The following is a 26,113-nucleotide window of genomic DNA, read 5'->3' as shown; positions in this document are numbered from 1 at the left end:
CAGGAGGCAATATGGGCGGTGAAGTATTCGTTCTTGGCATTCTCGCATTGTTCACCTGGCTGATCCCATTTTTCGGTTTACCTATTCCCATTATCGGCCTTGTCTGGGGCATCATCATCCTCAGGCGGCGGCCAGCCAAGAAAGGCTTGCCCATTGCCGGAGTCGTCTTATCTTCGATAGGTCTTTTCCTGTCCGTCAGTTATTCGGTAATCAGCATAATTTCGTCTCCTGATGACCTTTTCTCCTCCAATAACCCCCCCGGTGGCGGCGGGCCGCCGGCGTCGACAGGGCCGGTTGACTGGAAGGCTGACGGTAAAATTGAGATTGGCGAATACGAAGGCAGCCTGGTCGTTGGCGCCAACTTCCAGGTGTACTGGAAAACTGACACTCAGTTTATTTATATGGCCATTAGCGCGCCGACCACTGGATGGATTGGGATCGGGTTCATCGACAGTTTAAGAAGCGGGCCGATGGATATGATCGCCGGATACGGCGGTGCCGGAGTTGCCGCGGGCAATGTCTATGATATGTGGTCAAATTCCCATTATCCCAACTGGTCGGTGATCAGCGACCCGGATACCGGAGGTCAGATGAGCCTGCTTGAGAGAGCGGCGCTGGAAGAGATCCCGGCTGCCAGCGACGAGAGTGAAAGCCCGCCCTATACCGTTCTTGAGTTCCGCCGCCGGTTCACCACAGGAGACGCTTTCGACCTGCCGCTGCTCTCCGGACCGAACCTGTTCGTTTGGGCTTACGGCAATAACGAAGATGTCCGGGCGACTCCTACTTACCGCGGTTATGGTGTATTGGAACTCCCTTAATTGAACTCGGTGCATGTGAAACGGCGGCGGCGGTTACCATAACCGCCGCCGCCGTTTTCGTTCCCAGATTAAAACGGGATTAACGGATACTTCTGGCGGTCAGAATGACGCCGCCGAGTGCCAGCAATCCGCCCAAACCCGCCAGAGGTGAAGGTGTTTCACCCAGCCATATCCAGGCGATTATGGTTGCGGCAATTGGATTCAGATACATGAAACTGGTTGCCACCGAAGCCGTGGTGCGGCTGAACACGTAATTCCAGATGACGTATGCCATGGCCGCGGGAAAGATGCCTAAATATACCACCGCCAGTGCAGGGCCGAGCGCCGCCTCCGGTAATTCGGCCGCTAACTGCGGCAGGAAGAATAGCATCAGAGCCGTTCCAACCCAGAAGGCATAGCAGGTCACCTCCAGGGGGGTATAAGTCCGTAACAGCCGCTTCTGGATTACGAAGTATACGGAGGTGCATACCGCGGCAAGGAGAATGGCCAGCGCGCCTTTTTCCAGTTCAAGGTGGCCGCCTTCTCCCAGAGCAATCAAGCCGATGCCGGTGAAGCTGGTGACGATGCCCAGCCACTGGCGCAGCCCGAGCCGCTCATTTAGAGTCACTACCGCCAGTAATCCAGTGAAGATTGGCACTGCCCCGATGATGAAAGAAGCCGAAGCGGCGGTGACGGTCTGCTCGCCGTAAGCCAGGCAGATATGGTAAACGGTTATGCCAATAAGCCCGCCAGCCAGGACAAGGGGCATGTCGGACAGCCGCGGCAGGCGGATGCTCTCTCTGAACACTACCCAGGCAGCCAGTGTAGCAGAGCCGATGAGGAATCTGAACAGCACTAACGCGCCCGGTGAAAAGCTCTCCAAACCAGCCCGGATGCCGGCAAACGAGGACGCCCAGAATAACATGGTAATAGCGATCCCTATAAGGGCGCGCCGGTCAACTCCGCTGCCGGTACTCAATCATACTCCTGCATTAATTTAAGGTTGACTGCGCCTGGTTCATTTTTCCACATCTGGATGCGAAAGGCGGGACCATCGCTTTGATGTGATGCCGATGTTCGCGGCAATGGCGGTAATTCTGGCACAAAAACCGGCGGGGGTACAAATACCGACTGGTTTAGCTACTTGGTTATGGTGACCATCACCCCGAAATGGTCGGATGCAGTGCTGGTCAGAATCGCCGGTTCGGAGAAGGTGATGTCAGGCGTGACCCAAATGTAATCAATTCGCTGAAACGGGTCCTTCGCGCTAAAAGTATATGCCGGCGGCGGTTCGATGGTTGCGATAACGTCTTTTATACCTAAACCCCGCAGCAAACCGATTTCGGTGCTTGAAGGTTCGGCGTTCAGATCACCCATGATAATGGTACGCTCTGCCGGGTTAAAAAAAGCCATCAACGCTAATAATTGTCCGATTCTGGTCTCTGTATCTTCCTCGACATGGTGAAGGTGGGTTGCAATTACCTGCAAGTTCTCACCGCCAACTCTAATCTTGGCGGAGATAAAACCTCGCTGAAGCGGCAGGCCATCTGACGGTAACTGATGGTTCTGGGCGGAGATGATCGGGTACCGGGAGAAAAGAGCGTTACCCCAGAAAGGCCCGGTGGTCGGGCCAAAAAAATAGTCCATTTGGAGTCTTTCCGCCAACCAGGTCAGCATATCGACTCGACCGTTGACCAGCCAGCCGCGAGAGATTTCCTGGAGAGCGACGATATCGGCGCCGCTCCGCTCGATCTCCAGTGCCAGCGCTTCCAGTTCCAATTTTCCAATGTAATTGAAACCGTTATGCAGGTTGTATGAGAGTACTTTAACCGGGAATCCTTCATCACTGGGGACAGCTGGTTGGGTTTCGGTCGAGGCGTGGACCGCCGGGGGCACTAAGGCGACGGCGCAAGCCAGCAGTGCCACCGCCCACTGTTTCCGATTTACCCTTAGCCGGGTTTTAGAATACCGCAGTGAGGTCAGCGCTCCGCCAGAAACCAGCACCGCTGAAACCATCACCAGCATCGAATTTTCATATGGCAGCGCGATTTGATATACCGCGTAGTAAGCCAGGATCAGGATGGCTAAAAGCAGCATGCCCACCCCGTTGGCGGTGGAAAGGTTCATTGTGTGGCCGCGCTGCGTGTTGTTCATACCAAGAACTACTGTAAAGAACAGATAACAGGCAGACACCTGGGCTAATAACAGGAGCGCCAGTCCCATCACTCCGGTGGAGAAGGGGAAAAAGGCGAAGGTCACCAGCAGGCCGGAACTGAAAAGTGTCGCCAGATAGGTCGCGTCGGCATGCCGGGTGTGTAGAAAGAAAGCGCCGATTACACCGGCAAGTTCCGCCCCGATGAGCCATAAATAGGTGGTTGCGGTGTTTAGTCCGGTGAGAGTGGACTGGGAAGGGATGTTTTGGAGGATCAGGAGTTGGAGAAAAAGGAAGGGACCGACGATTATCCAGGCCCCGGATCGACTCCTGATCGGCCCGGGCGGCGAAACTGGGATTTCCCCCCATACTTTGACGGTGGCAAACATTAGCGCTGCCACCTGGGAGGCGGTCAGCAGTACCGGCACCGCGGATTGCTGCCATATTGGATCGTATGTCCCCCAGGCTCCGCTCAGAAGGCTGTCAACTACCAGCCCGCAGAGAAACCCGGCGGCAAAAAGCGGAATGGCGGCATCTTCCTGGCGGCGGACTTCATCGAGATAGACCGGCAGGAACAAAGTAAAGGCGGCAGTGCCCGCGCCGGCGGCTATCAGGCCGAAAATCGGGTCGCCCGGCCATATCTGGACGAAAATGGCTGAGGCTGAAAGGCTGATCAGGCTCGCCGCAATGACCCGGCGATATCCCAGTTTACGCCGCAGCAAGCTTGCCAGGAAGGCAACTCCGAAAACGGCAAAAGCGATGGCGCCGAGTTGGAAAGCACCCAGCTGGAACCTGTCGCCCAGCACCCAGGTCAACCCGGATATCAGAACCCTGATGCATTGCAGCCCCAGCGCTACTGCCAGGGCGGGTAGGGCAATAGCCGAAACCGCTTCGGGCAGCCGGACGTTTAGTTTGGCCAGAATTTCGTCGCGGCGCACGGTTCTAATATTACCACGTCCCTGAGACCAGGAAAAAACCGGCGGTCGGGGGAGGTTCGTCCTGCCTCATCTTATTCGAGGCGTCGGCGGAGTATCTTCAGGTTTTGGGTATCTTCCTTATTATATTCTAACAGGGTCTCCAGGGCTTGGTCATCATAATCATTGAGATAACGCCACCAAAGCCTGACCGCCTGGTAACCGTTAATGTTCGGAAGGCGGCGGCGGATTCCCAGGCTTACTTCAACTTTTTTAAGCCCGCCGCGCAAGCCCTGGCGGTGGCAATGGTGCATCAGATCGCAGTGGCGGATACCCTCAGCCATCAGGTCAACACCCAGGCGCCGCCGGATATAAGGAAGGTCGAACCGCTCTCCGTTGAAGGTGTAGAGGACTTCAACTCCGCGTAACGCTTCGAGCAGGGCTTCGGGGGTGATATGGTCACCGACCAACTGAACGAATTCTTCATCTTGGCCGCGGCAAATATGGATGCCGATGACGGTAATGGGACAATCATCCGGGGAGAAACCGGTGGTTTCGATATCCAGGTAAGCCTCGCAAGCTATGGTCATCAGGCTCCATTATACCAACCACTGCCAGGCGCTTATAATTAACATAAAAAATAATGGATACGATTGAAATAATAATATTGCGAACCACTTAGGGGTTTATTCAGGAAGTTAAGCCACTGCTCGGACTGAAGTTCCGGCGGAAAATGGTTGGAAACCTGCTTATGAGACCCTTTAGGATCCCAGCCTACCGTTTGGCGCCGGGGACTTTTTGGAGCAACTCGTCGAAAGCTTGGAACCAGCGCAATTTCACTTCGTCAGACCAGGCGGGATCGAAATCGGGGAATTTGGCCAGCAGCATCTGACTTATTGACGGGGACGGCAGAAAAAGAGGCGCGGTCGCTTCGTTAACAACGATGTTGCTGTGAGGCAGCGCGGCTGTCGGCGTGGGCTGTATTTCCAGAGAATCAGCGGGTTTTGCCGCCGTTCTCCTGTTCTTGCGTCCCGCGCCTGATGAGTAGTTAGACTTGGATTTTTTAGTGACAAACGGCGCCAGGTTGATCGCGGCATCTCCCGCTAGCCCGATGTAGAATTTGATGCACTTGCGGCCGACATCGGAAGTTATCTGAAAATTCTCGCGCAGTTTTTCTTCGAGTTGAGAGTAGGTAGCCGAGGCTGGATCGAGAGATGTAAGGAAGAAGGGATAGGCTTCCATAGCCAACTGGCGCAGCAGATCAGAACGCTGGGGGCCTTTTGCGAACACTATCTGCCGCAAACGCAAAGTCGGTACGCCGCCGGCATCTATCAGCTTCAAATATTTCAAAGCCGCAATTAGCTGACCGCCGGTTGAGCCCGACAGTTTGTCGCCCCAAAAACTTCTATCGATCCGCGCCGGTACGGCGGATTTTAGTCCGTCCAGAAAATTCCAAAACGTGCGGTAAGAAACATAAGGCGGCAGCGTCTTGGAAACTGGCATATTCATAGCTGAGTCGCCCTTATTTTAGGCCACAAGGACAAAAATGACAAGAATTTTATACTTGGAAACAATAAGTTGGAGGACAAAATCAACACTCTTTTGGAAACAGCCTGGACAAAATTGGACACAAATTGACGCTTGCGTTTGGCAGCGCATAAGATAGTCGCAAATTTTAGAACAGGAGGAGTTTATCAATGGGAACGGCAATCGATTATCAAAAGGTAATGACCGAGATCGTCACCATCAACCTGCCAGGTCCGCAGGAACCTACCCCCGGCATGAGTGGCGGCGAACTGCTTCACGGTTTTCTGGCTGAGCTTCGTCGCTCGCCCGACGCCAGCACCAGGGCTTTCGTAGAGAGCCTGTGCGCTAAATGGAATGTCCGCTACCGCGAAGGCGGTAAATAGTCTTCCATGTCTGACTCTGGAGGGTATGTGAAGGAACGAGTGTCGGCGATAGATATCGGTGCCGATAGGATATGTACAGTGGTTGCTGAGGCCAGCCAACTGGGAGTATCCGTCCTCGGCATCGGGGTCGCACCCTCCAGGGGTCTCCAAAAAGGTATGGTGGTCAATCTGGATGAAGCTCGCCAGTCCATCCGGAGTTCACTGGCACTGGCGGAAAGATCTTCCGGGCATCGAATTGACTCGGCGGTGATCAGCATCACCGGCAATCATCAGCACCGTGGTGTCATCGCTCTTATAAAGGAAATCCTGCCGGGGCTGCGCGAGCCGGAGAATCAGAGCGCCGGGCAGCTGCCCAAGGGGTTCATCACGGAGATAAAGAGGGTTCCTCAAAACGTCCACCAGCAGCATATTGAAAACTTGGGAGTCAGGCTAACCGAACGCCTGCGCGAGGTCGCCGGCGCCAGGTAGCGGGCTCAAAGAGGAGGAGAAATTGAAAAAACGACTTTCAGCAATTGATGTAGGCACCACCAAGGTGTGTGCCATTATGGCTGATGCTGATGAAGCCGGGGTCCGGATTCTCGGTGTCGGCGTGGTGTCATCGCGCGGTCTGCAAAAAGGCATGGTGGTCAATCTCAACGAAGCCAGAGAATCAATTCGCAAAGCGGTTAGCATGGCCGAGCAGACCGCCGGATTTAAAATGGCATCGGCAATCGTCAACATCACCGGTCGTCATATCCATTCGGCCAACAATCGGGGCGTGATCGCCATCTCGCGCAAAGACGAGGTTGTCAAGCAGGCGGATGTCAATCGGGCTCTGGAAGTTGCCCGGAACACCGCTATCCCTGCTGATCGCCGCTTGCTGCACCTGCTTCCTTTATCCTACACCGTTGACGGGCAGGAAGGTGTCAAGAGTCCGGTCGGTATGCACGGCTTCAAACTGGAAGTCGAGACCCACATGGTTACGGCTTCAGCCACCGCAGTGGAGAACCTGTCCAAGTGCATAAAAGGCGCGGGCGTCGAGATCGATGAGATGATCTTTTCCCCCCTGGCTTGCGCCGAAGCGGTCATCTCGGCCGATGAGATGATGGACGGTATTATTCTTGCCGATATCGGCGGCGGCACGACCGACATTGCGGTATTCAAAGACGGCAAACCCATCCACACGTCGGTTCTGCCTGTTGCCGGCTATCAGATTACGCACGATATTTCAGTCGGTCTCGGCGTCAGCTGGGAGCTGGCTGAGGAAATCAAACTACGTTACGGCAGTGTCATGCCGGTCGGTGATGAAGGCAATGACCAGATGTTGTCAGAGGGCGGCCATTCTTTCCCACAGTCCCAGGTCTCCGAGATTATTCGTTCTCGGGTGGAGGAAATGGTTCGTTTAGCCCTGCTGGAGGTTCCTGGTGAGGACTACCAGAACCTGCTGCGCGGCGGCATGGTACTCACCGGCGGTTCGGCCAATCTCCCCGGCTTGGCTGAGATGGGACAGGAAGTTGCTCGCCTGCCGGTTCGCATCGGCGCCCCGCCGGCCATGTACGGGGTCTCCGAACGCCTGACCGATCCAGCGTTCACTACCTCGGTAGGCCTGATCATGTGGCGAGCTAAAAGCCGCACCGAGATCCCGGTCAAACCAATTTCCGGCTCATCCGAGAGCGGCGGCGGATTCTTCGGCCTGTTTAAACGAAAATAAAAAATAATCGAGGAGAAAAAGAATATGGCTAAAACGATCTATGTCCCCAGCGGCGCTAGAATCAAGGTCATCGGTTGCGGCGGTGCCGGCTGCAACGCCATCACCCGCATGGTCCGGGAGCAGATTCGCGGTGTTGAATTTGTTGCCATGAACACCGACGCCCAGGCTCTGGCTATCACAGAATCCCCGATGCGGATCCAGCTGGGTGAAAAATGCACCCGCGGCCTCGGCGCCGGTGGTGATAACAAAATGGGCCGTAAAGCGGCCGAAGAAAGCCGCGAGGATATCCTGAAGGTTGTCGAGGGTTCCGACATGGTATTCGTCACCGCCGGCATGGGCGGCGGCACCGGCACCGGTTCGGCGGCTGTGGTTGCAGCCGCGGCCAAGGCGACTGGCGCTCTTACCATCGCTGTGGTCACCAAGCCCTTCGGATTTGAAGGCTCCCACCGCATGAAGGTTGCCGAAGAGGGCATCGAAGAACTGATGCCCAATGTCGATACCATGATCCTTATTCCCAATGACCGCCTGTTCCAGATTTGCGACAACAAGACCGGCGTCGATGGCGCTTTCCGCATGGCTGATGAGGTCCTGCATCACGGCGTTCAGGCTATCGCTGAGGTCATCACCGTCCCCGGCATCATCAACCTGGACTATGCCGATGTCCGCGCCGTGATGAAAGATGCCGGCCCGGCCTGGATGAGCATTGGTCGCGGCAAGGGCAACAACCGTGCCGTTCTGGCCGCCAAAGAGGCGCTCACCAGCCCGCTGCTTGATGTCTCCGTTGACGGTTCCAAAGGTTGTATCTTCAACGTCGTCGGGCCCGATAACCTGACTCTGTTCGAAGTCAACGAAGCGGCTGAAGTCATCCGTCAGGCCGTTGACCCGGAAGCCAACGTTATCTTCGGCGTCAACACCGATGACTCGATGAAAGATGAAGTCCGCTTGACCCTGATCGCTACCGGGTTTGCCGACAAGTCGACTTCGGTCAACTCCCGCGATAAGGAAATTACCCGCCTTCTCCGCAATATCAAGACAGAAAAAGAACTGGAGATCCCGGCTTTCCTGCGGCAGCGCGGTCTCGTCGGCGCCCGCCGGCCAGAACCGGCCCGCCCGACTGCGCCCGCTTCATATAGCACCAAACGGTGGTAAGACCCGGTTATTCCCTTAGACATGGGGTGGCGGTTGGTTACCGCCACCCCCCTGGAGCTGAATATGAACTGCCGTATAACAGAAAACGAAATCCAGGAATTCATGCGGGAGTTTGCCGATGACCTCGAAAGTCAGGAGATGCTGCGTCTGCTGCGGCTTCTGGGCCGTCATCCTTACACCCGGTTTTCCCGGTCAGCCCTGGCTGAGAGTCTGGATATGAAACCCAGGGATATCGACCGGACGATCTCCCGTTTGAAAGCTAAGGGTCTCCTTTGCACCGTCGAAGGAAAAGAAACCGCGCTTTATGCGCTGACAGATAATGAATCGTGGCGCCGGCTGATCACCAAGACAGCCGCACTCGACTTCCGCCAATTGGCGATGCTAGAGGGGCGCCTGATCTAACTACGTTTTTTCCGCCTCATTCATAATAGAATAGACCGCCGGGCTCCTCCTCCCCCGGCGGTCTATTCTATTTCAGCCGGTGCCGAAGTGGTTGGGTAAGGCACATTTCTGTTAAAATTGACATAAAATGACATCTGAACTCTCCCTGTATTTCCATATCCCGTTCTGCCGGCGTAAATGCAGCTATTGTTCGTTTATCTCCTATGCAGGACGGGAGGGTCAGGTCGTGGATTATGTTGAAGCGCTTATAATAGAACTGCGGCTAACTCGACGTCCCGGTGCTGTCGTTCGAACTATCTATTTCGGCGGCGGCACGCCCAGCTTGCTGTCAGCCGGCGATGTTGGGCGAATTCTTGATGCCGTGCGTCAGTACTACCATGTCGACTCGAGAGTCGAGATAACCCTGGAGGCTAATCCCGGTACCGTCGACGAGGACTACCTCCGGAGGCTGCGGCAGGTGGGTGTAAATCGCCTAAGTCTGGGCGTTCAGAGCCTGGACGACGGCGAACTCATCTTTCTGGGGCGCCTGCATACAGCGGTTGACGCTAAGCGGACAGTCGAGAAAGCCCGAGCCGCCGGCTTCACTAATCTTAGCCTGGACTTCATCTATGGATTGCCTTCGCGTTGCCTCACCGATTGGGACTCGATGCTGGACGGCATCATCGCGCTGGGCGCCGACCATCTTTCGCTCTATGGTCTGACGCTCGAGCCCGGTACCAAACTCGGCGAGGCTGCCGCCCGCGGCGAGCTCCCGGCCGTCGATCCCGACAGGGCGGCTTCGGAGTACGAATTGGCCTCGGCAAGGCTTTCGGCGGCGGGGTATCAGAACTATGAAATCTCTAACTGGTCCAAAGTCGGCTTTGAGAGCCGCCATAACCTGGTCTACTGGCGGCGCGGGGAGTACCGTGGGCTGGGGGTCGCCGCCCACTCTCTCATCGATGAAAGACGTATCGCCAATACCGACAGCCTCGATGGCTATGTTGGCGCCCTGGCATCCGGCAACCTGCCGCCGCATGAAATCGAAATTATCGGCCAGGCGGGCGCCCTGTCGGAATCAGTTATTCTGGGCCTGCGCTTGGCCGATGGCATCTCGCTGGATGACATAGGGCGGCAATATAAGATAGACTTATATAGCCGATACGCCGCCGTGATCGGAGAGTTGTCGGGCTTTGGTCTGGTCGAGGTTTCCGGCGGCCGGCTGCAGTTGACGCCGAGAGGCAGGCTGCTGGGCAATGAAGTCTTCATCCGTTTCCTGCCGGATGAATAGGGTTAGTGCCCGGTTGCGTAATGGCATCGTGTGTGGTGCTCTTGGACTAAGCCACTGGGATTTGTTTCGGATTTCGAATTTCGCACTTTGGATTTAGGATTTAGATGGAACAGTGTTTCATACGTAATTTTTGCATCATCGCCCACATCGACCACGGCAAGTCAACGCTAGCCGACCGCCTTATCGAGAGCACCGGTACCATGCGCCGCGAGGAGATGAGCGAGCAAGTCATGGACCGCATGGAACTGGAGCGGGAGCGCGGCATCACCATCAAGGCTAAGGCCATCCGGTTAAGCTACACCGCGGCCTCCGGCCAGCAGTACCTGTTGAACCTGATCGACACCCCCGGTCATGTAGACTTTTCCTATGAGGTCTCGCGCACCCTGGCCGCTTGTGAAGGGGCGGTGTTGGTCATCGACGTCACCCAGGGCATTCAGGCCCAGACCCTGGCCAATGTCTACCTGGCGATGGAGCATGACCTGGAGGTGGTGCCGGCGCTAAATAAGATCGACTTGCCTTCCGGCGAGCCTGAGCGGGTAATGTCTGAAGTCAGGAGCGTGCTTGGCTACGGTGAAGCTGAGACCCTGAAAATCTCCGGCAAGACCGGATTGGGCGTGCCGGAGCTGCTGGAAGCTGTCGTTGCCCGTATGCCGCCGCCGTCCGGGAGCCCGGACAGCCCTCTCCGGGCTTTAATTTTTGATTCGCACTACGATCCCTACAAAGGCGTCATTGCCTATTTGCGCGTCGTTGACGGCGCCATTAACCGGGGCGACAAGCTCAAGTTGATGGCACAAGGGACTATCTTGGAGGTGCTGGAGGTCGGCTATTTCGACCCGGCCGAGCATCCCGTGGAAAGCCTGTCGTCTGGCGAGGTGGGTTACATTGCTACCGGCCTCAAGACCGTCGGCGACTGCTCCGTCGGTGACACTGTGACGTCTGTTGTTGGCCCGGCCGTAGAGCCGCTGGCCTCCTACCGGCCGGCCAAGCCGATGGTTTTCGCCGGCATCTATCCCACTACCGCCTCGGATTACCACGAACTGCGAGAGGCCATGGAGAAGCTCAAGCTCAACGACGCCTCGCTGTCCTACGAGATGGAGAACTCGCCCCTGCTGGGCCATGGCTTCCGGTGCGGCTTTCTGGGGCTGCTGCATATGGACATCGTCTACGAGCGGTTGGAACGTGAGTTCGGCCTGTCGCTGGTGGTCACCGCTCCGGGCGTGAATTACGCTATCACCAAGACCAACGGCGAAATCATCTCGGTGGTCAATCCGTCCGAGCTGCCGCCGCCCACCGAGGTAGCCCGTATGGAAGAGCCCTGGGTCAAGGTGCGTATTCTTACGCCGTCGAAATACATCGGGCCCATCATGGAACTGGAGCGCACCTGCGGCGGTATGCACCGCCACACCGAGTTCCTGGGATCAGCCACCGGCGCTGAGGGTACTCAGCGGGTACAGCTGGACTATGACATGCCGCTAAGATCGATGCTGACCACCTTCTACGACCAGCTCAAGAGCCGGTCCAACGGCTACGCCTCCCTGGACTACGAGTTCGACGGCTACCGCGACGCCCGGCTGGTCAAGATTGACATCCTGGTCAATAACACTCTCGTCGACGCTTTCAGTCGAATCGTGCCGCCGGATCAGTCCCATGATGTCGGCAAGGCGCTGGTGCATAAGCTCAAGGAGGTCATTCCGCGCCAGCTCTTCGCCATCCCAATTCAGGCTGCGGAGGGCGGCCGCATCGTCGCCAGGGCAGACATCCCGGCCAAGCGCAAGGACGTTTTAGCCAAGTGTTACGGCGGCGACATCACTCGCAAACGGAAGTTGCTGGAGAAGCAGAAAGAGGGCAAGAAAAAGATGAAGTCCATCGGCCAGGTGGAGGTGCCCAAGGAAGCCTTCTTCAGCGTCCTGAAGACTGAGCTTTAATAATCGGCAGTTAGATCAGCCACCTATAACGGAGTCTTAAGAACAGGGCACGGGTGGAATATTCCACCCGTGCCCTTAAGGTTACACGCGGTCCGGATTGCTGGTTATCTAGTAATCGTAACCGACTGTGTTTTCAACGCCATAGATGGGCGGGCAAATGTCCCAGAAGCTGGCCGGATCCTTCAACCCGTAGCCCATGAAGTCATCCATCTGGCGGAAAAAGGCGTTGAACATCGGGGTCGTGCTGGCGACGCTTTTTACCACATTGTGGATGCCGGCCTTTTCGTATTTGGTAAAAGTGCAGACCGCCAGGCAGGTTCCGGCATTGCAGCTGTCCGGCAAGGACTGGTACGCTCGGCACTTGCGGGAATCCTCAAACCAGGCTTTGTGGCCGGGGTTATTCCACGGGCCGGAAACTTCCCAGCTGGGTTCTTTGTCAAACGAATGGGCGCCCTCAATGCATGCTTCAGCGCATTTCTTGCATGTTTTGCAGAACTCAAGAAAACCGGCATCTATGGGTTTGTCGTCGGGCAGAGGCAGGTCGGTCACATACCGGAAAATACCTACTGTGGGCCCCCACTCGGGAGTGATCATCCGGTTCATCCGCCCCATTTCACCCAGACCGGACATAACGCCGAAAGCCGGAGCGATGCCGGTGCCGTTGCCGCCCTCGGAGAGAGCGTAGTATCCCAGGGAAGTCATAAAGCCCTGAAATTGCTCCTGAATCCATTGAGCCCGCGGATAGCGGATCTGGACCTGCAGTGGATACGGATTCCGCTTCCACAACTCCTGGGATTCCTGATTGACCACGGTAATCACCCATTTGCATTTGTTCGGATATACCTGCTCCTTACCGGAAACGTATGATGGAGCGTCGACATCGGCAAAGGTGTATTTTTCCTTGTTGTTCGGCCCGTATTCATACATCAGTTTCATGGTTGTGTCCGTTTCCAACCGCGTGAAGCCGATGGACAGCATGCCGTTGAACCGTAAAAAACTGCGTACGACCGAGGCATTTTCTTCTGGCGTCCCTTCCCACTTCGGGAGCCCGAGTTTTTCGGGAGTGGATGCCGTTTTCCAGTTCTCAAAACCATTGCTGGTGAGACCGCGGGAGGCATTGCCGCTGAAGGCGTAATCCCGGGCAGTATATCCGGGGTCTTTGGCGGCTTTATGCGCTTTGACCGCCTCGGTTTTGGCGGCAGCCCGGCGGTCCTGTTCAGCTTTGTCGATGTAAGTCAAAAGATATTCCGTTCCTTTGCCGCGCATGGTATTGCCTTCCGAGAACTTCTTCATGTTCTGCCAATCGATCTCGGTGGTAGGGGTTTCCGTTGTTTTGGCCCACCAGGGGCGTCTGTAGCCGCTACCGGCAGCAGCCATTTCATCCAGGTCATGGAACACCGGGGCTGCCGCGCCCGCGGCGGCGATCCCGGCGCCGGCCACTCCTATCGCTTTCATGAAATCTCGCCGACTCATCGTAGAATGATACTGTTTCATATTTCCCCCTTTTCCTTCTGTTGTAATTGTTGCTACCACTTCAGTGCAATTCACTTTATCATCCGATACTTAAACCCTCGCTTTCGATTTCACATTCTCTAAGTAAGTTGATTGACTTGGTATAGATTGTATTTCGTAACCTGGCTTTGGTATATCCGCCATCATGCCTATATTTAATGAGACTAAGATTACTGAACCTTTAATATATAGTTGTCCTTAGTTAATAGTTTGTAACCGGTAGCATGATTAATTTGAACCCAACCGCAGTTCCAGGTTTTGTGCCGCGGCGCCCCATATGTTACTATTCTGGACACTGTATTCTGAGGAGAAATCGGATGACTCAAGGGAAGAAACCAGTATGTTTCATCGTCGGCATCGGTCCCGGCGGTTCGCCCAAATGGCTGACCCATGCCGCTGAGGAGGCCATTAAATCATCCGATATTATCCTGGCCTGGGATTGGTCGCTGCGTCCGGTCAAGGATCTGGTAGCCGGCAAAACGCTGTTCTTTCAAGAGACCAAGAATTATCTGCAGAAAGAAAAAGAGGCAGCCGAGCGCGCCCGGCAGACCGGCGAAACGGTTGCCGTCCTGCGCGTCGGCGACCCGTGCGTCTCATCCTCTCTGTCGCAGGTGCTGGGTGTCTTTTTTGATTTCGATGTCCGTATTGTACCCTTGGCCGGCGCCGCCCAGTTCGCTGCCGCCCGCGCCCAGATCTGCCTTGACGAATCAGTGCTGATTTCCTTTCATGACGGCCGCGAGGATATCAAAGAGCGGAAACTGAAATTCATGGTGGATGCCTTTGGTATCGGCCGCCACCTGGTGGCTTTGACCAACGAGACCCAGGTTCCCCGCCAGACGGCGGCTTACCTGTTGGATCACGGCCTGCCGGCAGATACCCCGGTACTTATCTGCGAATACATGACTATGGAAGACGAAAAACTCTACCCCACCACCCTCGGGGCTGTTCGGGACACGGAATACCGACTGACGTCGGTCATGGTGGTTAAAAACCCAGGCGGCGCGCTGCCACGCACTTAAAATACCTCCACTTTTGCGCCGTTACTGGGGTCTGATAAGAGGGAGTGAGCCAAAAACTGCCCTTAATCGGATGTCCGGTCATAAATGCCAGGCGACGAATACAAGCGAGAATAGCATGGAAGATTCACACCGCGCCCCGGACTATTCCCCCTCCGCCGCCCTGACCTACGAGCCGCTGAAACGCGGTCTGACGCAGGTTTTCACCGGCGGCGGTAAGGGCAAGACTTCGGCCGGCATCGGTACTGCCGTGCGGGCTTCCGGCCGCGGCTACCGGGTCTATATTGTATATTTTATGAACCGAGCCTATGACTCCGGCGAACAGGAAGTGCTTCACCGTCTGCCGGGGGTCAAGTGGGCGGCTTTCGGCCCCGGCCTCGTGCGCCATCCAGAGTCGCCTTCACCGGAAGTCAGGGAAAAGGCCGGTCAAGCCCTGGCCGAGGCGCGGCGCGCCATGCTTTCGGGTGACTGGGACGTTATAATTTTAGACGAGGTGAATATCGTCACCGGCTGGGGTTGGCTGGATGCCGCCGACGTAGTTCGCCTCATCAAGGACCGGCCGGAGAATGTTGAGTTGGTCTTGACCGGGCGCCTGGCGCCTCAAGTGGTCATCGACTCCGCCGACCTGGTGACCGAAATGGTCAAGATTAAACATCCCTATGACCGGGGCATCCCCGCCCGCCGCGGCATCGAGTATTGAAAGAGGACCTTCAGATGAAGGACCTCGGTAATCCGGTTTGAGAACGACGCTGGTTTAGTGACCGGCAATGCTTCTACTTTCTCGGTTTCCCCGGCGGTTTTGCGTATCGCTGGCTTCGCACGTCTCGGGCGGGCTTGTCCTCTCTCAGCCTCAAAAATACCGGCGCCCGCAGGCCGCCGTCACGGGTGCGTTCGGCGAATTTCACCTCGGCGACAAGTACTGGCTTAAGCCAGGTGATGGCGGACTCCAGTGGCAGTTTGTGATCGAACGGTGATTTCTCGACAACCAGCTGTCTCATACTTTTAATCATCTCCTGGAGTAGGGCTTCATTGAAGCCGGTGCCGACGTTAGAAACGTAGTTAAACCGGCCGCCTTCGCCGTATTGGCCGAGCACCAGCGAGCCGAACGCTCCCGCCCGGCTGCCCTGTCCCGCGGTGTAGCCGGCGATGATGAACTCGTCGGCCTGCGTGGCCTTGATCTTGAGCCAGTCGGCGGATCGTTTACCCGGGTAGTATTTGGCGTCGCGGCGTTTACCGATGACTCCCTCCATACCCGCTTCAACTGCCGCGGCGAAGATTTCGTCGCCGTCGCCCTCAAGCCGTGACACCCGTTTCACTGATTTCCCAGCTCGCAACACGTCGTCAAGGATTTTTACCCGGTCGGTTTGGACGGCGCCGGTCAGGTTGTACCCATTCAGGTGAATAAGATCGAATACATAGTAGATGAAAGCGTACGGGCTCTCCTGTCCGCCGCTGCCCTGTTTAACGTGCTGCTGCAGGCACTGGAAGCACGGCTTCCCGCGTTCATCTAGAGCGACCAGTTCGCCGTCGAAAACAGCCTCCGCTACCGGCTGTGTGCCCATCTCGGTGGCGATGCCCGGGAAGTTGTCTGTATAGTCCTGGAAATTGCGGGACTGAAGTTTGGCCCTGCCGCGTTTTACCAGGGCGATGATGCGGTAGCCGTCGAGTTTCGGCTCGAAGTACCACTCAGGGTCGGTGAACGGCCCGCCGGTCAGCGTCGCCAGCATCGGCGCCACCTTTTCGGGCATCTCTGACCTGGCAGCGCCCGGCACAGAACCGGAATCGAATGAAAGTTTCTTTTCTATCGCTTTAAAATCCCGGTCTATTTCTCTTTTACCGCCATAATCTTCGGTTTGGCTTTAGCCAAACTCGCTTCGAGAGCGGCCATGAGATCCTCGGTTTCTTTCTCTGGAGTTACTTTTGGCGCCTCGATCTTCTTGCCCTTGAGCTTGGCGGCGATGATTTTTTCCAACGCTGCCCGGTATTCGTCGCGGTACTGTCCCGGTTTGAACGGTTCCTCCATGCTCCGGATGAGCGAGACGGCCATATTGATCTCTGCCTTTGACGGCGCGGCTTTACTCTCAGCAACCTCCGGCGCCTCGGTGATTTCACCGGGGTAGCGCATAGTGTGGAGAACCAGGGTCTCACCGTAAGGCCGGAGGCAAGCCAGATGCTCCTTGCGGGCAAAAGCTACCTTAGCCACCGCCACTTTGCCCGTCTCCAGCATCGCCAGCCGCAGCAGCCGGAAGGGTTTTTCACCCAGTTGCTGCGGTTCCAGATAGTGGCTGTCGAAAAAGTAGATCGGATCAATCTCCCCGGCATCGACGAAGGATTGGATATCGATGCTTCGCGTTGTCCGCAACGGGACCGCCTCGAAATCGTCCTCGGTGATGACAATGTAGTGGCCTTTGGCATACTCGTACCCGCGGACGGTATCCTTGATGCTGAAATACTCGCCGTCCTCCGGGCAGTGCAGCACCTGATTAGGCTTTATCAGGTCCTTGTTATGGAGATAACTGAAACGCAGCGGCCGTTCCCGCACCGCCACCGACATAGATACCGGTATAACCACCAGGCCAAAGCTGATGGCGCCTTTCCAGAATGCCTTGGGCATATTATCCTCCCGGACCTGTTTTCTCCACTATATCGCATCGGCCGGTTTAGGGCTACCGTGGGGGGACAGAAAACAGGGGCGGAACATTTTACCAATTCGGCAGCCTTTGGCAGCAGAATCAAAGTGCCGGTACCCGACGATGCCGGCAACATTTTGCGTCGCGCCGCTGCCTCGGCTAGAATTGGGGCCAAGCATATCTTTAGGAGAACACGTGATCAAAGCTGTCTTTTTTGACCTCTACCAGACTCTGGTGGGCTATACACCGCCCCGTGAAGAGTGGGAATCCAAGATGCTTGATGGCCTGGGCATCAAAGTGCCGCCGTCAGCTTTCGCCAGGGCTTTCACCGCCGCCGACGAGTATTTTTACACCGAAAACGCCAAACGCCCGCTGAGCAGGCGGACTAAGGAGGAGGTCACTGAGGTCTATTTCAAACACCAGTCGATCGTACTCAGGGAAGGCGGCATCCAGCCCGAGCCGGATCTGGTTCGCCAAATGCTCCTCCGGTGGCGCGACACCAAACTCAAACAGACCCTTTTCGACGATGTCATCCCGGCGATGACTGAGCTCAAGCGCCGTGAGCTTAAACTGGGCGTCATCTCCAACGTCGATAGGGATATTAAGCCGCTCATGGATGAACTGGATTTAACCCCATTCCTCAGCATCGTCGTCACCTCGCAGGAAACAGGTTTCACCAAGCCCCACCCGGAGATTTTCCTTGAAGCGCTGCGGCAAGCCGATTTACCGGCCGATGAGGTCATCTTTATCGGCGACCAGTACCAAATAGATGTCCTCGGCGCCTCGGCGGTAGGTATGCGTGCTGTTCTGCTTGACCGCGGCGGATTCTCGGAAGCGCCGTCTGAATGTGTCAGGGTCAAGAATCTTTACCAGTTGAGCGCCCTGGTAGACCAGGAGACCGCCGGATGGAAATGATCATTGACGGGTTCAAGGATGGGGAGTTCATCCCCAGGCGCAATACCTGCGACGGTCCGGGACTTTCCCCGGAGATCTCCTGGAGGGGCATCCCCGCCGGGGCTAAAAGTCTCGCCTTATTGATGGACGATCCTGACGCACCGCGCGGCCTTTTTACCCATTGGATAATCTGGAATATCCCGGTATCGGCGTTCAGGCTGCCGGCGGGCACAGCCCGTAAGGCGGAGCTTCCCAATGGGATAATGCAAGGTGTTAATTCAGGAGGCGCCTACGGCTATTACCCTTCCTGCCCGCCGCCCGGGCCTGTCCATCATTATCGTTACCGCCTGATGGCCCTGGACGCCGTGCCGGTGTTGAACCCCGGCGCCGGGCGGGAACAATTCGACAGGGCAGTCTCCGGCCACGTCCTGGCTGAAGTTCTGGTCACCGGGTTATACGGCCGCTAAGCCCTGGAGCCGGTCACCGGGCCCAACAGCACCGGCACTGGAGACTGGCGCAGGACCTTATCAGCGACGGAGCCAAAAGCCCAGCGTGTCAGGCCGCCCCGGCCGTGGGTAGCCATTACGATAAGGTCGACGGCGTGAGTCGAGGCGTAATTGATAATTGCCTCGGCCGGGTTCCCTTCGGCAATAGCAATGTCAGCAGCGATGCCGTCGCGGATCAGGTCACCGGCGATCCGGTCGAGATAGCTTTGAATCTCTTCCCGGTTGACCGTGTCCAGCTTTTCGGCAATATCGTCGCCTAAGGTCTGCCTCACGCCGCGGTCCAGGGACTCCCTGACTCTAAGGAGCACTACCGAAGCCGAAGCTGGTTTAGCCACAGCGGCAACCTGCGGCAAGATGGTTTCAGAAAGCTCAGAACCATCAAGCGGCACCAACAATTTTCTGTACACGGAGTCCTCCAATCAGGCTTTTATATATTTGAGTTTACTCGACAGTAACGCTCTTCGCCAAATTACGGGGGTTGTCGATAGGCAGATTCAGGGAAAGCGCAGCGTGGTAAGCCAGCATCTGGGCGGCTGCCGCGGCAAGCACCGGTTGGAGCAGGGGGTCGGTACGGGGTAGAAGGATGACCCTGTCAGCAAGATCCTCCAAATCCTCTTCGCCTTCGGGCGCTATCGCCAGCACGGGAACCCCCCGCGCCTTGACTTCGCGTATCGCGGTCAGCATTTGCGCTCGCGTCTCGTCGGTACCCATGAAGGCGATCACCGGGGTGACCGGCGAAAGCAAGGCCAGAGTGCCGTGCTTGAGTTCGCCAGCGGCACATCCCTCGGCGTGGATATACGTAATTTCCTTCAGCTTCAAAGCGCACTCGAGAGCAATCGGCAGAAATATGCCTCGCCCGATACAGATAATGTTCTTGAAGGATGCCAGCCACCGGGCGGCGGAGGCATGAGCGTCTTCCCGGTCGAGAATCCTTTGCAGCCTCGCCGGCAGAGCCCGAAGTTCCCCCGTTAAATCGAGCGCCCGCTTGGGCTCTTTTAACGGTAAGGCCAGGCCCATATTGAGCAAAGTGACCAGTTGGGCGGTGAAGCTTTTGGTGGCGGCAACCGACATTTCCGGCCCGGCATCGGTGAGAATCGTCTGTTCGGCCAGGCGCGTGATCCTGGACCCTGGCACGTTTGAAACAGCGACCGTATAAAAGCCTGCCTGGCGCTGTCTGTCTAAGGCGGCGCAGGTATCGGCGGTCTCGCCTGACTGCGACAGGCCGATCACTGCCCGGTATCGCCGCGTGGAGCCTGTGACGTCGAATAACTCTGTCGCCAGCTCGGCGTTGGCTTGAATTCCCGAGAGCCTTTCTATCAAGATTTTTCCCGCCAGACAGGCATGGTAGGAACTGCCGCAGCCGATGAGGAGAACACCGCAAGTGGTCTCTCCGAAAGAATCGCCTGGCAGCCAGGCTGACTGTTTTCGCTGGATTATGTTTCGAATAATCCGCGGCTGTTCATGGATTTCTTTCAGCATCAGGTGTTGATAGCCGGCTCTGGCTACAGCCTCCGGGGCCCACCCGATTGTTTGATTTGCCCGGCTGACCAGTCTTCCTTTTGCATATATCTTCACGGAATCGGCTTCCACGGCGGCGATGTCGCCGTCTTCCAGGTGAAATACCCGGCCGGTGTATTCCAGCAGAGCGGGCACATCCGACGCCAGCCAATTTTCTCCCTCGCCCAATCCTATGACGATGGGGCAGCCATTTACAGCAGCGACCAGCCGCCGGTTGTCAGGATGCAGAGCGATGACGGCGAAAGGACCGTCGAGTTCTTTGACTGCCTTTCCCAACGCGTCTACTAAGTCACCCTGGTAATATTCTTCGGTCAGGTGGGCAATCACTTCGGAATCTGTTTGCGATGAGAATTGATGTCCGGAATTTTCCAGCCGTTTTTTCAATTCGGCAAAGTTCTTGATGTTACCATTGTGGGCGATAACTACAGCCTGGTCGCAAGCCATGAATGGATGCGCGTTTTCCTGAGTTACCGTGCCGACGCTGGCCCAGCGGGTATGGCCTATCCCGTAAGTCCCCGGCATTTCCATCCCCCGGTCGGCAAGGTCCTGGACCCGCGTCGCGGCTTTCACAAGGTTAACCCCGGTCTCAACGGTCGCCAGGCCACAGGAATCGTAGCCGCGGTATTCCAGTCGGAGCATCATGCCGAGTAAAACGGTCTTAGCCTGGCGCGAGCCGACGTAGCCGACGATGCCGCACACCCTATACTACCCTGGAGCCGTCGGCAAATCTGCCGGTGATATTTTTCATTGCCATGACGGAACTTTCGTTGCCCAGGACCACTCCCGGCGAAGCAACCACAGATGCTTCAAGACGGCAGTTTTCGCCGATAATCGAGCCGGCCTTCCGCACCAGCCATTCTCCGTCGACTTTTATCTCGGCCTCGCCGCTGCAGGATGAAAAGTTAGCCCCGATGCTGCACCCCGGGCCGATTATCGAATTCTCGATTACAGCGCCCGGACCGATAACGACGTCGTCGCCGATGATACTGTTAGTAATCACACATAACGCCCCAACGGATACACTGTCCCCGATTGATACCCCCGGACCGATAACTGCCGCCGGGCCTATATTGCATAATCCGCCGATATGCGCCGGGCCGGTGAGATAACTCCCCGACCGGATGCGGCTGGACGTTCCGATGGAGGTGGCGCCGGAGGTGAATACCCCATTCTCTAAAGTGCCGCGGATATCAGGAGGCAATGTTTTCAGGGCATGATTGTTAAGCTCCAGGAGGTCCCAGGGATAGATTGCGTCAAGCCAGGTTCCGTCAGCCTCGACTGCCCGAATCCTAGCTCCCTTTGCGACCATTGTATTGATAGCCGCAGGGATATCCGACACTTGCCCGAGGTGCTGAAATATCGTTTTGTCCAGTTTGAAGATGCCCGTACTGACCGGCTTGTCGCATGGCTGGGCGGGCTTTTCAATAATCTCTTTCACCTCGCCCCCGCTAATCGAAACAGCCCCGTACCGAACTGTCTGGTCATTTGGAATCCGTTTTACCAGCAAGGCCAGCGGGTCAAGCATGCAGATTTCCCTAATCGTTGCCGCCTCAATAAGGTGGTCGCCCGGTAGCAGCAGGAATTCATTATCCGCCAGTGACTCAGCCTGCTTAAGGGCATGGCCGGTGCCGGCTTGATGTTCCTGTATGACATATCTGATATTCACGCCTGAAGATGACCCATCGCCCAGGGCGTCAAACAATTGGTCGCGCCGGTAACCTGCGACGATTACTATATTGCGGATACCGCAGGCGATCAGGGATTCAATAACGTATCCGATAATCGGCTTTCCGGCCGCCTTGAGCATGACTTTAGGCCGTGATGCGGTCAACGGCCGCAGGCGCTGCCCCTCGCCGGCGGCAAGGATAATGGCTTGTCTCATCAATTTACTCCAGACATCAATAAACCGTCGCGCCGGGCGCAAGGACGCCCTTGGCAGCCGCCCCCGGTCCAATCCGCGCCCGGTGCCCCACCATGGTCCCGGGATTGATCGAGGCATTGATACCGGTGACGACGCCGTCTCCGAAGATACCGCCCAGTTTTTGCCTGCCGGTGTTGATTCCGTTTACCGCGATCGTTTTTTTATCCAGCCGCAGGTTGGCTATTTGAGTTCCGGCCCCCAGGTTGCAATTTTGCCCGATTATACTGTCACCCACATAAGAGAGGTGAGGAATCCTGGTGCCTGTCATGATGATCGAATTCTTGATTTCTACACCGGAGCCGATATGACAATCATCCCCGATATCCGTTGCCGGGCGGATATGGCAGTTTGGCCCGATAACGCAATTTCTGCCAATTTTCACCGGCCCTGTGATGTAAGACCCGGCTTTGATCAAGCTTCCATCGCCGATGGCGACAGAGCCGGTAATGGTGGCGCCAGGCTCGATCATGCCCTCGACGGACGGCGGGCAATTCGCCAGCGCCGATTCGTTAGCCTGAAGCAAATCCCACGGGTAACTCAGTTCTGACCAGGTGCTGACCAACCGGTAACCGACTGGAATTCCGGCGTCGATAAGCGCCTGAACCGTATCGGTTATTTCATACTCGCCTCGTGGCGATATCGGAGTCTGCTGTACGAATTTCAGGATATCCCCCGTAAAATGATATACCCCGGCGTTAGCCAGTCGGGTTGGCGGGTTGGTACATTTCTCGTACAGCCGGACGACTTGCCCGCCCCGAGTCTCGATCACTCCCTTACCCTCGACATTTGGAAGTTCAACGATAGAAATCAGATTGGTTTCCGCTGAAATCAGCGGGACAATGTCGACTGATTTCAGCATGATGTCGCCGTTCAGTAAAACAAAGGCGGTACCCAGGAGATGACTTGACTGGCGCAAGGCGTCAGCGGTACCAGCTGGCTGCCGCTGAATGACATATCTGATATTTACTCCCCACTTGCTGCCATCGGTAAAATAGTTTCTGACCGCTTCATCGTGATAACCGACAACCAGGATGAAATCGCCGGCGCCGGCGGCCGCGCATTCGGTAAGCAAATGTTCCAGGATCGGCTTTCCAGCCACCGGCAGCATCACCTTGGGGCGAGTCCCGGTAAGCGGGCGCATTCTCGCGCCTTCTCCGGCGGCCATAATCACTACCGTAGAGGTATTACCCATCATCGGCATTCTAAGGCCGGCGATTTTGAGTGTCAACGGCCAAGTTTACGCGGGGAGGAATTTCGGTTATATTGACTCGTGTTGAAAAAAACGGCCAATCGAACGGTAATTCACCTGATAGATCAGCCCTCGGCGCCGGACTTGAAACTGCTCGAGCGTTTGGCCGATCTCGGCTGGAATGTTCATCTGGTGTACCGGAGGGCAGGGTCAGACCGCCTGATAAACAGCAGCTTAAAGATTACCGCTCACCGGTTGCCACTAAGCACCCGCTATCCATGGGTATATCTGGCTTTTATTGCTGCCGTACCAATAATATATCCCGTAAAATCGGATATTATTCACGCTCATTATCTGACGCGGTTCGGAATCCTGGCTGCGGTGTATCGCAGATTTTTACGTTTCAAACGCATGGTGTTAACCGCACCCGGCCCGGATGTCCTGATTGAAGCCAGCCGGGGAATGGTCAAATGGTCGGCGGAGCACGCGCTAAAGATGTTCGAGATAGTCACCTTTTCTTCCGAACCCGTGTCCGCTCGCCTGAAGGAACTCGGGGTACCGTCCAACCGGATGCTGCGGCTTGATTGGGCTGGTTCAGAAAAAGAGATTGAAGTAGCGGCAGCGTCACTCGAAAAGCGATACGCGGAGCTGATCGGCCGCTTCGAAGGCTAAATCCGGCTGGCGCCGAGCTGCTTCAGGTTGTCCTGGTAACGCTTGCGCGAGGCATGTACCGCCTTGATGGCTGATTCCCGATCTTCCCAGCCCTCGACGCCGGTCTTCTTTTTCTCCAGTTCCTTGTAGATGATGAAAAAGTGCTCGATCTCCTTCAACAGGTGAGGCGGGACGTCTGAAAGTTCCTGGATGAAGTTCCAGTGGGGATCCCCCATGGGGACGCACAGGATTTTTTCATCGGGTCCTTTTTCGTCCCGCATGCGGAACAAACCCACCGGTTTGGCTTCGATCAAGCAGCCGGGAAAGGTTGGTTCGGATACCAGCACCAGAGCATCCAGGGGATCGGTGTCTTCGGCTAGGGTATCGATGATGAAGCCGTAGTCCGACGGATAATGCACCGCAGAAAACAACATGCGGTCGAATTTGATTATCTTGCGCTCTTTGTCGTACTCGTATTTATTGCGGCTTCCCTTGGGAATTTCGATCAGTATGGTCAAAATCATTTCTTCAGTTTCGGCCAGCCGTTCCCGCCGGACTTTTGGACAAGTGTCTTCTTCGTTACAGCCGGTGAAGATGCGGATTTCGTTGGAGTTTCTATCCTGCGGTACCTTCAATGACATTCTTTCTCCTTAATAACCTTCCTGCATTGTATCAGAGCCGGCCGGCCGCGTCACCACCGCTGCCGTAAGGGCTGGTTTTTCTCTTTGACCCCGGAACGCTGGATTGATATTATGGGCGCTATGAAAGAAACACCCCCATTTTTTCCTTTAGGTTCGGCAATCAACGATCACGGGCACCTGGTGATCGGCGGCTGCGACTCCATGGACTTGGCTGAAACATACGGCACGCCGCTCTACGTCTTCGCCGAAGAGGACATCCGGGCTCGCGCTCGTGAGTTTAAGCGGGAGTTTACCGGGCGGTTATCTTCATCTCGAGTCGTTTATGCCGGCAAAGCCTGTCTTAACCGGGCGGTAGCTAAAATCATCGCCGAGGAAGGCCTGGGGCTTGATGTTGTTTCCGGCGGCGAACTGGAGATTGCCCGATCGGCTGGCTTCCCGATGAAAAACATCTATTTCCACGGAAATAATAAGTCCGATGCCGAACTTGAACTTGCCTTGGCAGCCGGGGTCGGGCGTATCGTCATTGATAACGCCTGGGAGCTGGCACGGTTGGATGGCATTGCCGGCGCCCGCAGCTGCCGGGCTGATGTCATGTTGCGTATCAAGCCGGGCATTGACCCGCATACTCATGCCAAAATCACGACCGGTAATATTGACTCCAAATTTGGTTTCGGGCTGGAAGACGCCGATTCGGCAGTTGGGCGGATTTTAAGCTCTAACTCTTTGAAGTTGGTCGGTTTTCATTATCATATCGGTTCGCAGATATTTGAAATCCAACCTTTCCTGGACGCTATGCACACCGCCCTCGGATTTATTGCCGGGGTCAGGGGGCGGTGGGGTCTCATTGTTGATGAGCTGGATGCCGGCGGCGGTTTTGCCGTCCAGTATCTTTCCGGTCAAGCGCCCCCTTCAGTGGGTGAATACGCGGAGGCTATCGTCTCTTTTTTCAAAGAGGAATGCCGCCGCCTGGATTTAACATCGCTGTCGCTCACGGTGGAACCGGGGCGGGCGACCGTTGCCCGGGCCGCGGTGGCGCTTTATTCAGTGGGCGTCATCAAGGATATCCCAGGCATCAGGCGCTATTTGTGCGTCGATGGCGGCATGGCTGACAATATCAGGCCGGCGCTTTACGGCGCCTGTTACGAGCCGTACCTTGCTAATCGCATGACGGAAAGAGCGAACCAGCTTTATACTGTAGCCGGTCGGTTCTGCGAATCCGGCGATATCCTGGCCGCTGACGTAAAGCTGCCGGCAGCAGACCCTGGAGATACCCTGGTCATGCCGGTCTGCGGGGCATATTGTATCCCCATGGCATCGAATTATAACGCCTTTTTTCGCCCGGCAGTGGTCATGGTCAAGGAAGGGCAACACCGGTTAATCCGGCGGCGCGAGTCGATCGAAGACCTGCTGCGGACCGATCTTGGCTGAA

General features: G+C 56.2%; 26 protein-coding genes. 14 read left to right on the top strand and 12 right to left on the bottom strand.

Translation table 11 applies throughout. The features are described from left to right. Positions 1-11: 11 nt before the first annotated feature. Positions 12-818, top strand: a complete 807-nt coding sequence (locus DEALK_RS08020; protein ID WP_058439710.1) for a DOMON domain-containing protein — start codon at positions 12-14, stop codon at positions 816-818. A gap of 79 nt (positions 819-897) precedes the next feature. Here the strand turns inward: DEALK_RS08020 and DEALK_RS08015 are convergent, their stop codons facing one another. From DEALK_RS08015 to DEALK_RS08000, 4 genes are all read right to left on the bottom strand, one after another. Then, positions 898-1,776 (bottom strand): DMT family transporter, encoded by an 879-nt coding sequence (locus DEALK_RS08015; protein ID WP_083496420.1) that lies wholly within the window; start codon positions 1,774-1,776, stop codon positions 898-900. A gap of 161 nt (positions 1,777-1,937) precedes the next feature. After that, positions 1,938-3,887, bottom strand: a complete 1,950-nt coding sequence (locus tag DEALK_RS08010; protein ID WP_058439709.1) for an endonuclease/exonuclease/phosphatase family protein — start codon at positions 3,885-3,887, stop codon at positions 1,938-1,940. A gap of 71 nt (positions 3,888-3,958) precedes the next feature. Next, positions 3,959-4,453 carry a ribonuclease H-like domain-containing protein gene (locus DEALK_RS08005; protein WP_058439708.1) on the bottom strand — a complete coding sequence of 165 codons (495 nt, stop codon included), beginning with the start codon at positions 4,451-4,453 and terminating at the stop codon, positions 3,959-3,961. A 184-nt stretch (positions 4,454-4,637) separates the two neighbouring features. Continuing rightward, a complete protein-coding gene (locus DEALK_RS08000) occupies positions 4,638-5,372 on the bottom strand; it encodes a DUF5343 domain-containing protein (protein WP_058439707.1) in 735 nt (244 codons plus the stop codon). Between the two features lie 188 nt (positions 5,373-5,560). Here DEALK_RS08000 and DEALK_RS07995 point away from each other — a divergent pair, with 188 nt between their 5' ends. The 7 genes from DEALK_RS07995 to lepA all read left to right on the top strand — a co-directional run bounded on the left by DEALK_RS07995 (position 5,561) and on the right by lepA (position 12,206). Next, positions 5,561-5,773 carry a hypothetical protein gene (locus tag DEALK_RS07995; protein WP_058439706.1) on the top strand — a complete coding sequence of 71 codons (213 nt, stop codon included), beginning with the start codon at positions 5,561-5,563 and terminating at the stop codon, positions 5,771-5,773. Between the two features lie 27 nt (positions 5,774-5,800). After that, positions 5,801-6,241 carry a cell division protein FtsA gene (locus DEALK_RS07990; RefSeq protein WP_133240184.1) on the top strand — a complete coding sequence of 147 codons (441 nt, stop codon included), beginning with the start codon at positions 5,801-5,803 and terminating at the stop codon, positions 6,239-6,241. A gap of 22 nt (positions 6,242-6,263) precedes the next feature. After that, positions 6,264-7,463 carry a cell division protein FtsA gene (gene ftsA / locus DEALK_RS07985; RefSeq protein WP_240608121.1) on the top strand — a complete coding sequence of 400 codons (1,200 nt, stop codon included), beginning with the start codon at positions 6,264-6,266 and terminating at the stop codon, positions 7,461-7,463. Positions 7,464-7,487: 24 nt separating this feature from the next. Continuing rightward, a complete protein-coding gene (gene ftsZ, locus DEALK_RS07980; RefSeq protein ID WP_058439704.1) occupies positions 7,488-8,612 on the top strand; it encodes a cell division protein FtsZ in 1,125 nt (374 codons plus the stop codon). Positions 8,613-8,675: 63 nt separating this feature from the next. Beyond that, entirely contained in the window at positions 8,676-9,014 is a 339-nt protein-coding gene (locus DEALK_RS07975; protein WP_133240185.1) for a hypothetical protein, read from the top strand. 127 nt (positions 9,015-9,141) lie between these two features. Then, entirely contained in the window at positions 9,142-10,281 is a 1,140-nt protein-coding gene (gene hemW, locus DEALK_RS07970) for a radical SAM family heme chaperone HemW (protein WP_065128738.1), read from the top strand. Between the two features lie 104 nt (positions 10,282-10,385). Then, positions 10,386-12,206, top strand: coding sequence for a translation elongation factor 4 (gene lepA, locus DEALK_RS07965; RefSeq protein WP_058439701.1), 1,821 nt, complete (start codon positions 10,386-10,388; stop codon positions 12,204-12,206). Positions 12,207-12,314: 108 nt separating this feature from the next. Here lepA and DEALK_RS07960 read toward each other — a convergent pair whose 3' ends face one another. Continuing rightward, positions 12,315-13,679, bottom strand: a complete 1,365-nt coding sequence (locus DEALK_RS07960; RefSeq protein WP_275477476.1) for a reductive dehalogenase — start codon at positions 13,677-13,679, stop codon at positions 12,315-12,317. Between the two features lie 356 nt (positions 13,680-14,035). Between DEALK_RS07960 and DEALK_RS07955 the strand changes: the two genes are divergently transcribed. Then, positions 14,036-14,737: a cobalt-precorrin-7 (C(5))-methyltransferase gene (locus DEALK_RS07955; RefSeq protein WP_058439699.1), complete on the top strand. Its 702-nt coding sequence runs from the start codon at positions 14,036-14,038 to the stop codon at positions 14,735-14,737. A gap of 115 nt (positions 14,738-14,852) precedes the next feature. Next, on the top strand, positions 14,853-15,434 hold the full coding sequence (locus DEALK_RS07950; RefSeq protein WP_058439698.1) for a cob(I)yrinic acid a,c-diamide adenosyltransferase: 582 nt from the start codon (positions 14,853-14,855) through the stop codon (positions 15,432-15,434). A 73-nt stretch (positions 15,435-15,507) separates the two neighbouring features. Here DEALK_RS07950 and ligD read toward each other — a convergent pair whose 3' ends face one another. Beyond that, on the bottom strand, positions 15,508-16,482 hold the full coding sequence (gene ligD / locus DEALK_RS07945; protein ID WP_058439697.1) for a non-homologous end-joining DNA ligase: 975 nt from the start codon (positions 16,480-16,482) through the stop codon (positions 15,508-15,510). A gap of 74 nt (positions 16,483-16,556) precedes the next feature. Further along, on the bottom strand, positions 16,557-17,348 hold the full coding sequence (ku, locus tag DEALK_RS07940) for a non-homologous end joining protein Ku (RefSeq protein WP_058439696.1): 792 nt from the start codon (positions 17,346-17,348) through the stop codon (positions 16,557-16,559). Between the two features lie 211 nt (positions 17,349-17,559). Between ku and DEALK_RS07935 the strand changes: the two genes are divergently transcribed. Next, positions 17,560-18,279 carry an HAD family hydrolase gene (locus DEALK_RS07935; protein WP_058439695.1) on the top strand — a complete coding sequence of 240 codons (720 nt, stop codon included), beginning with the start codon at positions 17,560-17,562 and terminating at the stop codon, positions 18,277-18,279. Next, a complete protein-coding gene (locus tag DEALK_RS07930) occupies positions 18,270-18,725 on the top strand; it encodes a YbhB/YbcL family Raf kinase inhibitor-like protein (protein ID WP_058439694.1) in 456 nt (151 codons plus the stop codon). Before DEALK_RS07935 ends, DEALK_RS07930 begins: the two co-directional genes overlap by 10 nt. Here DEALK_RS07930 and DEALK_RS07925 read toward each other — a convergent pair. The 4 genes from DEALK_RS07925 to glmU are packed head-to-tail and all read right to left on the bottom strand — an operon-like array spanning position 18,722 to position 23,398. Further along, positions 18,722-19,171: a universal stress protein gene (locus DEALK_RS07925; protein WP_058439693.1), complete on the bottom strand. Its 450-nt coding sequence runs from the start codon at positions 19,169-19,171 to the stop codon at positions 18,722-18,724. The two genes, DEALK_RS07930 and DEALK_RS07925, sit on opposite strands and share 4 nt — an antisense overlap. A gap of 34 nt (positions 19,172-19,205) precedes the next feature. Then, positions 19,206-20,981 carry a glutamine--fructose-6-phosphate transaminase (isomerizing) gene (glmS, locus tag DEALK_RS07920; RefSeq protein ID WP_058439692.1) on the bottom strand — a complete coding sequence of 592 codons (1,776 nt, stop codon included), beginning with the start codon at positions 20,979-20,981 and terminating at the stop codon, positions 19,206-19,208. A gap of 1 nt (position 20,982) precedes the next feature. Next, positions 20,983-22,164 carry a sugar phosphate nucleotidyltransferase gene (locus DEALK_RS07915; RefSeq protein ID WP_058439691.1) on the bottom strand — a complete coding sequence of 394 codons (1,182 nt, stop codon included), beginning with the start codon at positions 22,162-22,164 and terminating at the stop codon, positions 20,983-20,985. Between the two features lie 16 nt (positions 22,165-22,180). Beyond that, positions 22,181-23,398 (bottom strand): bifunctional sugar-1-phosphate nucleotidylyltransferase/acetyltransferase, encoded by a 1,218-nt coding sequence (gene glmU, locus DEALK_RS07910; RefSeq protein WP_065128859.1) that lies wholly within the window; start codon positions 23,396-23,398, stop codon positions 22,181-22,183. A 75-nt stretch (positions 23,399-23,473) separates the two neighbouring features. Between glmU and DEALK_RS07905 the strand changes: the two genes are divergently transcribed. Further along, on the top strand, positions 23,474-24,064 hold the full coding sequence (locus DEALK_RS07905) for a glycosyltransferase (protein WP_083496414.1): 591 nt from the start codon (positions 23,474-23,476) through the stop codon (positions 24,062-24,064). On the opposite strand, the gene DEALK_RS07900 is transcribed toward DEALK_RS07905, so the two are convergent. Then, entirely contained in the window at positions 24,061-24,684 is a 624-nt protein-coding gene (locus DEALK_RS07900; protein WP_058439689.1) for an inorganic diphosphatase, read from the bottom strand. The two genes, DEALK_RS07905 and DEALK_RS07900, sit on opposite strands and share 4 nt — an antisense overlap. A 120-nt stretch (positions 24,685-24,804) precedes the next feature. Between DEALK_RS07900 and lysA the strand changes: the two genes are divergently transcribed. Further along, a complete protein-coding gene (gene lysA, locus DEALK_RS07895; RefSeq protein WP_058440103.1) occupies positions 24,805-26,112 on the top strand; it encodes a diaminopimelate decarboxylase in 1,308 nt (435 codons plus the stop codon). The last annotated feature ends 1 nt before the right edge of the window (position 26,113 follow it).

This window comes from Dehalogenimonas alkenigignens, from assembly GCF_001466665.1.
In the GTDB taxonomy this organism is placed as follows: Bacteria; Chloroflexota; Dehalococcoidia; order Dehalococcoidales; family Dehalococcoidaceae; genus Dehalogenimonas; species Dehalogenimonas alkenigignens.
Note: the sequence above shows the minus strand (reverse complement) of the source record. Positions and strands in the feature narration are given on the sequence as shown.

Coding starts and splice junctions, on each gene's coding strand:
- DEALK_RS07995 (WP_058439706.1), top strand. CDS start 5,561: ATGGGAACGGCAATCGATTATCAAAAGGTAATGACCGAGATCGTCACC.
- DEALK_RS07915 (WP_058439691.1), bottom strand. CDS start 22,164: ATGAGACAAGCCATTATCCTTGCCGCCGGCGAGGGGCAGCGCCTGCGG.
- ftsZ (WP_058439704.1), top strand. CDS start 7,488: ATGGCTAAAACGATCTATGTCCCCAGCGGCGCTAGAATCAAGGTCATC.
- hemW (WP_065128738.1), top strand. CDS start 9,142: ATGACATCTGAACTCTCCCTGTATTTCCATATCCCGTTCTGCCGGCGT.
- DEALK_RS08005 (WP_058439708.1), bottom strand. CDS start 4,453: ATGACCATAGCTTGCGAGGCTTACCTGGATATCGAAACCACCGGTTTC.
- DEALK_RS07930 (WP_058439694.1), top strand. CDS start 18,270: ATGGAAATGATCATTGACGGGTTCAAGGATGGGGAGTTCATCCCCAGG.
- DEALK_RS07975 (WP_133240185.1), top strand. CDS start 8,676: ATGAACTGCCGTATAACAGAAAACGAAATCCAGGAATTCATGCGGGAG.
- lysA (WP_058440103.1), top strand. CDS start 24,805: ATGAAAGAAACACCCCCATTTTTTCCTTTAGGTTCGGCAATCAACGAT.
- DEALK_RS07900 (WP_058439689.1), bottom strand. CDS start 24,684: ATGTCATTGAAGGTACCGCAGGATAGAAACTCCAACGAAATCCGCATC.
- DEALK_RS08000 (WP_058439707.1), bottom strand. CDS start 5,372: ATGAATATGCCAGTTTCCAAGACGCTGCCGCCTTATGTTTCTTACCGC.
- glmU (WP_065128859.1), bottom strand. CDS start 23,398: ATGATGGGTAATACCTCTACGGTAGTGATTATGGCCGCCGGAGAAGGC.
- lepA (WP_058439701.1), top strand. CDS start 10,386: ATGGAACAGTGTTTCATACGTAATTTTTGCATCATCGCCCACATCGAC.
- ligD (WP_058439697.1), bottom strand. CDS start 16,482: ATGCCCGAAAAGGTGGCGCCGATGCTGGCGACGCTGACCGGCGGGCCG.
- DEALK_RS07960 (WP_275477476.1), bottom strand. CDS start 13,679: ATGAGTCGGCGAGATTTCATGAAAGCGATAGGAGTGGCCGGCGCCGGG.
- DEALK_RS07955 (WP_058439699.1), top strand. CDS start 14,036: ATGACTCAAGGGAAGAAACCAGTATGTTTCATCGTCGGCATCGGTCCC.
- DEALK_RS07950 (WP_058439698.1), top strand. CDS start 14,853: ATGGAAGATTCACACCGCGCCCCGGACTATTCCCCCTCCGCCGCCCTG.
- DEALK_RS08020 (WP_058439710.1), top strand. CDS start 12: ATGGGCGGTGAAGTATTCGTTCTTGGCATTCTCGCATTGTTCACCTGG.
- ku (WP_058439696.1), bottom strand. CDS start 17,348: ATGCCCAAGGCATTCTGGAAAGGCGCCATCAGCTTTGGCCTGGTGGTT.